We start from the raw sequence: 6,405 nt of genomic DNA, 5'->3' as shown, positions 1-6,405 counted from the left end.
CCATGATGGCAGGGCAGGCACGGTCTCTCCTGTGATCACGAAGCGTCAGCAACTTCATGATCACCGAGCCCGTGCCTGTGCCACATCCGGGGTCAGCGCACCACTCCAATCTGCGCGACCTCTTAATGGAGGAGTTGGGTCAGCACAAGGTCGCCGACCTCGCCTGCGAGGGCTCCGTGGTTGCCACGACCGACTCACCGAGCAGTTGGGCTCCTTCTGTGAGCGGTGGCAGGTCGGGGTGACGGCCCTGACGCAGGACGGTCACGGGTTGGCGCGGAACCTGCTCGACACCGTCGCGGCCTACCGGGACAACGAACAGCGCTGCGAGCAGGTACTGCGTCGCGTGCTCGAGGGGGACGAGGCACGTGACTGAGTTAGGGCAGAGCCGCGATCCGCGGGAGTTGGTACCTGGTGACGCGGCAACGCTGCGCGGGACCGCGGAGTCGATGACCCGGATTGGTGAAGCGCTCAACCGGGTCGGCGAAGGTCTGACCCGCTTGGACGACGGCGGGTGGCAGGGTGCCAGCGCGGAGGCGTTCCGCGCCTACTTCGATGGGCAGCCCGCGAAGTGGATCGCCTGTGGTGATGCCTTCCACGCGGCCTCCGAGGCAGTGCACGGGTATGCCTCGACGCTGGAATGGGCGCAAGGCGAGGCGCAGCGGGCGATCGGGTTATGGGAGCAGGGCCAGCAGGCCATCGCCCAGGTCCAGTAGGCCTACCAACAGCAGTTCAGCGAGCTGACGGCTGCCCAGGGTGTGGCAGCTACGCCGCCTGCGTTCTCCGACCCAGGGGAGGGGCTGCGTCAGCAGGCCCTCGAGGTGCTGGGGCGGGCCCGCACGCAACTGCACTCGGCCGGCGAGGAGAGCGCGGCCGTGGTCGCCCGGGCTCAGGAGCAGGCGCCGCAGCAGCCGAGCCTGTTCGACCAGGCCGTGGATGCGGTCGAGGGCGCGGTAGAGGACGCGGGGACGTGGGCGGCGCAGGCCGGAGAGGACCTCGTTGGTGACGTCGTGCGGGCCGGCGGCGATGTGGTCGATGACCTTGGTGTGGGTGTGGGCAAGTTCGCCGGCGATGTCACCCGGGCCGTCGGCGATGCCACCGGCGGCCTGCTCAAGGACATCGGCGAGGCCACCGGCCTGGATGCGGTGAGTTCGGCCGGGCAGACCGTGGCACAGTCCGTCGACGCCGCCGGGGACACCGCGGAGGACTTCCTCGTCGGGGAGGCCGCCTACGCCCGCAACGAGACCTACAACGCCGCACACGACATCGACGGCCGCAGCCCGGCCGTGCGGGTGTACGTGGATGAAGACGAATTCCCCGAGGCGGCGCAGCACATCGACGAAGCGCAGGACGGTACCTCCTGGCGGGGCCACGAGCAGGTGGACAAGCAGCAACCCTCGGAGGTCACTCTCGACCGGGAGCACGCCCTGCAGCACCGGCGGGAGGCGCTGCGCGGTGTCCCCACCCAGCCCGGCAGCGACCGCGATGAGTACCCGCTGGCCATGTTCGACGAGGGCGGTGCCGGCGCCAGCGTGAAGTACATCAACCCGCACGACAACCGCGGCGCCGGCGCGACCATCAACGCCCAAACCCGCGGCCTCGAAGACGGCCACAAGGTCGTCATCAACACCTACTGATGACCGCCGCCCCCACCAGCGCGCTGGCGGAACTGCTGCGCCGCGGCCGCGCACCGCTCGGCCCGCCGGTGCGCGTCGACTTCGGCCCGACCACTGGGCCGTTGAGCGAGTTGGCCGAGGTGCTGGTGCACACCAACGGGTTCACGGTCTTCAATGCCGGCATCCAGCTCTTTCACGCCGGGCCGCGCGGGCTCGGCCCCGAACTGGCGGTGTGGAACGCACGCGGCACGTGGAAGGACACATACGCCGGCCTGGTCGACCGTCTGCTCTGCTTCGCCCAGGATCTGCTCGCCGTGCAGTTCGCCATCGCCGAGAACTGTCACGTTGTGGCCGTCGATCCGGAAACGGCTGGCCGCACCATCCTTGGCGACTCGCTGGACGCCTGGGCACAATGGTTGCTGGATGACCCGGATGTCCACGGCACGTGGTCGCTAGCCACGGCCTGGCAGGACACCCCACGGCCCATCAAGAACGCCTCGTCCCGCGCCGGATGTTCGTGCTCGGCGGCGGCTACGACCCCGACAACCTCCTCGCCCGCGACGCCGTGGCGGCAATGCGGATTCGCATCCCGCTGGCCCAGCGCCTGCACCACACCCCCGACGGCACCCGCATGCACCTGTCTCGCCCACGACCACCATTCGACCGCGAGGTCCCGCCCATGAGCCTCGAGCGCACCACCCGCGAACTGTCCGTCTTCGCCGACTACAACGTCTTCTTCCTGCTCGCCGCCGACGCCGCACCGCCGGGGCCGAAGACCGGCTGGGTCGACGAGGTCATTACCCACATGATCGCCGCGCGACCCGGGGTTGTGTGCATCGGCACTGCCCGACGCATGGACGTCCCGGTCACCATCGGCATCCAGGACCGGCCACCCACCGAGGACTTCGAGCGTTGGGATCAGGTCACCGAGGCCAGCATCACCACCCGAGGTGGGCTGCGCATCGTCGGCGGGTCAGACACCCCCGCCGGGGCGCCCGAACTCGCGGTCCCCGCGGGCAGGTACCGGGTCCGCGTCCACACCGGCGGGTTCGACACTCTCTCTCCGGATGGTCTCGACGGCGAGGACCGATACCACCTCGTTCTGTGGCCGGCCGTCCATGAGCCACCTCGGGTGATCAAACGCTACCCAGGCACGTTGCCCGGCGGCTGAACCCGGCCCACCCGCGGCGGGGTGCTCAGGCTCGCGCCAAGGCCGCCGCCCGTGAGTCCGGCTCGCTGAGCCTGCTCGCCCACGCCACGGCCGAACAAGCCTTCGTCTTGGTCGATCTCAGCGAGGCCGATCTCGCGGTCGAGCAGCTCGCCCACGCCCGCGCCCTCGCCGACCACGCCGCGCCAGCCCTACTACGCGCGTGGCTGGCCGCCGCCCACGGCGAAGGACTCGCCGCCGTCGGCCACCGGGACGACGCCTTACGCGCGTTCGACGCGGCCGGCTCGTTACTCCCCGCCGACCCCGTGGACGCTTCGCTGCCGTTTCTGTTCCTCGGTGGCGCGCACCTCGACCGCTGGCGCGGCCACGCCCTCGCCCGCCTCGGTGAGCCGGAGGCGATCGACCAACTCACCGGCGCCCTCCCGCGCCTGCCGGATGCCTTCACCCGCGCCCGCACCGGGATGCTGGTCGATCTCGCCTACGCCTACGCCGCCACCGGAGACAGAGACGCCGCGCTGTCGTACGCACGACAAGCGCGGCGCCTCGCCCTCCAGATCCGCTCCGATCGCCACCAGCGGCGCCTAAGCGGGCTGATCCTGCCCGGCGCCACCGCCTCCGGCGCCGCGTGAGGCCAGGTAGTACAGCAGCGCCACCATCGTCCCCGACCCGAGCAGCTCCTTCCGCTGCGCCAACTCGGGGACGCGGTTCAGCGGCACCCACTCCACCCGGCCGACTTCCTCGGTCTCGGTGGGCTCGCCGATGTGCTTCGCCTCCCGCCACAGGTACACGTCTACGGGTGCGGTGACCTGCCCCGGCAGCGGCTCGAAGCTCACCAGGTGTTCCGGCTCGCCTACCGGCTCCCATCCGCTCTCTTCGGCCGCCTCCCGTGCGGCGGTCACGGCGGCTTCCTCGCCGTCGTCCACCATCCCGCCGAGCAGCTCATACCCCCACTGCTCCGTGGCGAACCGGTACCGCCACAGCATCAGCGCCTCGTCTCGGTCGTTGACCACCAGCGCGATCGCGATCCGTGCCAAGTGGACAACGTGGTACTCCCACCGCTCCCCGTTCGGAGCCTGCACATCCACCAAGCCGACCCGGACCCACCGGTTGTCATAGACCAGCCGCTCCCCGTATGTCTGCCACGCTCCGCGCTCCTCAGCCACACCCGCAGCCTACGGATCGTTGAAGGGGTATTACCAGGGCATCGGTAGGCATAGACGAGGGGTCGACTGCTTGGCGGCGCCCGACCTCGTATTGGCTCTCAAACACGAGAACTCTCAGGCGGGCGGTTGCAGATCACGAGTTTCGTCGGCTGGCGCGGTAGGCCAGGACTGCTAGTTCGTTTCTCAGTGCCGTCGGCATAGGATGGCCATCTGCCTTCCCGGTGAGAAAATCGCCCGCAACTTCTTTCCGCATAGCGTCCGAAGCAGTGGCGAGAAACTGGTTAGACGTCGCCAGCTCCTCGGCTAGCGCAGGTAGTTGCTGGCGTAGCCTTTGTTCATGGTCGCGGCGATCACGAAAAACGCTACGTACCGCGTCCATAACGACGATCCGCACTGGGCTTCCTGGCCAGTCGCGCTCCGCGATGCGCGGATGCCGAGCTTGCAAGACCCTGTGCATCGCTGCGAAGCTCCTAGCGGCACGAAATTCGGGATCGGACAGTAGTTCAGCGGTGATTCGGTCAGCTTCGTCAGGCGCCAGCTTGGTTTCGCCACCGTACCCGAATTCAGCTTCATCGGCCGCGCGCGCCAACAACTGAGCGAACCCCGCTAGGGTGCTCCAGTGATGCCAAGCGCCGCCATGCACAAACATGAGGCTTAGCGTGTCGGTGAAGCCCTCGAAGCGAGCAAGCGCCTTCCGAACCGCCGATCCTTCCTCTTCGGTTTCCGCGAGGGCTTCTTCCGCATGGAAGATCGTCGCGTCAACGTATAGCAGTCCAGCCTGTAAACGTACAGCGTAGTCTACGAAATCCGGCCAATCCATGTCCTCTGGCCCGATGTGAACCTCGTTCTTTGGGTTTTCGGGTGCAGCGGGGAAGATCAGCAATCCGCACTTCTTCGCTTGCTCACGCACGTTGAGCAAGTCGGTTGCTAGAGAATCCACAGGCTGTAGGCGTTTCAGCGCGGCCACCAAGTCGCGTGCTTCCATGATCTTCTTCCTCTACGTCTGCTACTTCTCAGCGAGGGACCTTCACTTGTCGACAAGGTTCCAGCGTGTGGCATGTCGGGATTCGAGCTTGATCGAAGCTGTCCGAACGTCATCTCCTAACCGCGTGCGTCGAGTCTGTCGTTGACAGGCGAGGTCGGCGAGGATTTGATCGTGCGGAATCCCGACGGCGTTACGGAACGGTAGAGTTCATTTGAAAGCGTGAGGGTCAGGACTGCCCTACTTGTCGTCGCGCCTACTACGCGATCGCTTTGGCATCCGGGAGGCGAGGATTTCGGCGGCCTTGCGGTCTGAGGCTGCGACCCAGGCGGCGTAGACGCGGAGGGTGGTGGAGCCTCCGCCGCCGTGGCCGAGGCGGCCGGCAACTGTCCGCAGGTCTACCCCGGCCGTCAGGAATTCGGTGGCGGAGTAGTGGCGCAGTGAGTGGATGTGGGTGTCGATACCGAGCCGGGCCGCCATGTCCTTGTACCGCTGCGTCACGGCGTTGGGGGAGTAGGGCTCGGTGTGGTCCGGCGTCTTGCTGCCGCTGAACACGAACAGGTCATCGGTGAACTTCCGGCCTAGAGCCTCGACGCGCTTCTTCACGCGCTCCCGGTGCTCACGCAGCAGCGTCACGGTCTCGCTGTCCAACGCTATCCGGCGCATCTGGTGAGTCTTGGTCGCCTTCTCTTTCGAGATGCCGGCACGGCGGACGTAGTTGCGCCGGACTTCCAAGATGCCGTCGCTGTCGCCGGCTGTGTCGTCCCAGTCGATCTGTAGATCGGTGAAGCGCAGGGCGCATGCCTCGCCGCGACGGATGCCGGTTGTCATCACCAGCCAGACCAGCGTGCCCCAGTCCTCGTCAATGCTGAACGCCTTCTCGGCCAGCCGGGCGGCTTCCTTCGGTGACGGCGGGTCCGGCTCGGGCGGCTTCTGCTTCGGCCGCTTGACGCTGCGGCACGGATTCGAGTCGATCCAGTCCCACCGCTCGGCCGCGCCGAGGGTGCCGGAGAGGATCGCGTGAATCTGCCGGACCGTGGACGCGGCCAACGGCTTGCACTCGTGCGGCTTGCACTTGGCCTTCACACAGTCGTGCTCGCCGGTCACCTTGTGATCGATGGCCGGCCGCCGGTCGCACAGAGCCCGACAGCGGCGCAACTCGGCGTAGAAGCTTTCCAGCCGCGGTACCCGTGGGCCGTGGTCTCCTCGTGCTCGGACACCCGCATCCACTCATCGATGGCGTAGCCGAGGGACACGGATGACGGGGTAGACCGCTGCCGGTTGACCTGCGAGCGGAACTCGGAAAGCTTGTCCTCGGCCTTCTTCCACGCCTTCTTGTCGGTGCCCTGGATCGACGCGGTGAAGTAGATGTCACGGCCGGTCACCGGGTCCTTGCCGGCGAACAGCCGGACCTGTAACGAGCTGCCGCGCTGCCGGATGCTGCCCCGGCGCCGGGCGTCTGTGGGCTGGCTCATGTGG

General features: G+C 67.6%; 9 protein-coding genes and 1 pseudogene. 6 read left to right on the top strand and 4 right to left on the bottom strand.

The genetic code is table 11. The features are described 5' to 3' along the window. The first annotated feature begins 238 nt into the window (after window positions 1-238). The 6 genes and pseudogenes from FFT21_RS30290 to FFT21_RS13520 all read left to right on the top strand — a co-directional run bounded on the left by FFT21_RS30290 (window position 239) and on the right by FFT21_RS13520 (window position 3,410). A complete protein-coding gene (locus tag FFT21_RS30290; protein ID WP_264081642.1) occupies window positions 239-373 on the top strand; it encodes a hypothetical protein in 135 nt (44 codons plus the stop codon). Beyond that, a pseudogene (locus FFT21_RS30905) lies at window positions 366-851 on the top strand (putative T7SS-secreted protein); the annotation flags it as partial. The gene FFT21_RS30290 and the pseudogene FFT21_RS30905, both read left to right, overlap by 8 nt. A 21-nt stretch (window positions 852-872) precedes the next feature. Further along, window positions 873-1,634 (top strand): NucA/NucB deoxyribonuclease domain-containing protein, encoded by a 762-nt coding sequence (locus FFT21_RS30900; RefSeq protein WP_443093360.1) that lies wholly within the window; start codon window positions 873-875, stop codon window positions 1,632-1,634. Next, window positions 1,634-2,296: a hypothetical protein gene (locus tag FFT21_RS13525; protein WP_192909520.1), complete on the top strand. Its 663-nt coding sequence runs from the start codon at window positions 1,634-1,636 to the stop codon at window positions 2,294-2,296. Before FFT21_RS30900 ends, FFT21_RS13525 begins: the two co-directional genes overlap by 1 nt. Continuing rightward, window positions 2,293-2,784 (top strand): hypothetical protein, encoded by a 492-nt coding sequence (locus FFT21_RS29145; protein WP_192909519.1) that lies wholly within the window; start codon window positions 2,293-2,295, stop codon window positions 2,782-2,784. Before FFT21_RS13525 ends, FFT21_RS29145 begins: the two co-directional genes overlap by 4 nt. A 107-nt stretch (window positions 2,785-2,891) precedes the next feature. Next, window positions 2,892-3,410 (top strand): hypothetical protein, encoded by a 519-nt coding sequence (locus FFT21_RS13520; protein ID WP_192909518.1) that lies wholly within the window; start codon window positions 2,892-2,894, stop codon window positions 3,408-3,410. Here the strand turns inward: FFT21_RS13520 and FFT21_RS13515 are convergent. The 4 genes from FFT21_RS13515 to FFT21_RS29750 form a co-directional block, all read right to left on the bottom strand. Beyond that, window positions 3,363-3,944 (bottom strand): NUDIX domain-containing protein, encoded by a 582-nt coding sequence (locus FFT21_RS13515; protein ID WP_137814187.1) that lies wholly within the window; start codon window positions 3,942-3,944, stop codon window positions 3,363-3,365. The two genes, FFT21_RS13520 and FFT21_RS13515, sit on opposite strands and share 48 nt — an antisense overlap. Window positions 3,945-4,077: 133 nt before the next feature. Continuing rightward, window positions 4,078-4,929, bottom strand: a complete 852-nt coding sequence (locus tag FFT21_RS13510; RefSeq protein WP_137814186.1) for a hypothetical protein — start codon at window positions 4,927-4,929, stop codon at window positions 4,078-4,080. 237 nt (window positions 4,930-5,166) lie between these two features. Beyond that, window positions 5,167-6,033, bottom strand: a complete 867-nt coding sequence (locus FFT21_RS13505) for a site-specific integrase (protein ID WP_225978375.1) — start codon at window positions 6,031-6,033, stop codon at window positions 5,167-5,169. Then, complete coding sequence (locus tag FFT21_RS29750) at window positions 6,030-6,401, bottom strand: hypothetical protein (protein WP_225978374.1); 372 nt, start codon at window positions 6,399-6,401, stop codon at window positions 6,030-6,032. Before FFT21_RS29750 ends, FFT21_RS13505 begins: the two co-directional genes overlap by 4 nt. Window positions 6,402-6,405: the final 4 nt, after the last annotated feature.

The sequence above is a fragment of the Gandjariella thermophila genome, from assembly GCF_005405885.1.
Taxonomy (GTDB): domain Bacteria; phylum Actinomycetota; class Actinomycetes; order Mycobacteriales; family Pseudonocardiaceae; genus Gandjariella; species Gandjariella thermophila.
This window is presented reverse-complemented; position numbering and strand designations above follow the sequence as displayed.

What these genes read in the sequence shown, in the direction of transcription:
- FFT21_RS29750 (WP_225978374.1), bottom strand. Translation starts at nt 6,401, where the DNA reads ATGAGCCAGCCCACAGACGCCCGGCGCCGGGGCAGCATCCGGCAGCGC.
- FFT21_RS29145 (WP_192909519.1), top strand. Translation starts at nt 2,293, where the DNA reads ATGAGCCTCGAGCGCACCACCCGCGAACTGTCCGTCTTCGCCGACTAC.
- FFT21_RS13510 (WP_137814186.1), bottom strand. Translation starts at nt 4,929, where the DNA reads ATGGAAGCACGCGACTTGGTGGCCGCGCTGAAACGCCTACAGCCTGTG.
- FFT21_RS13525 (WP_192909520.1), top strand. Translation starts at nt 1,634, where the DNA reads ATGACCGCCGCCCCCACCAGCGCGCTGGCGGAACTGCTGCGCCGCGGC.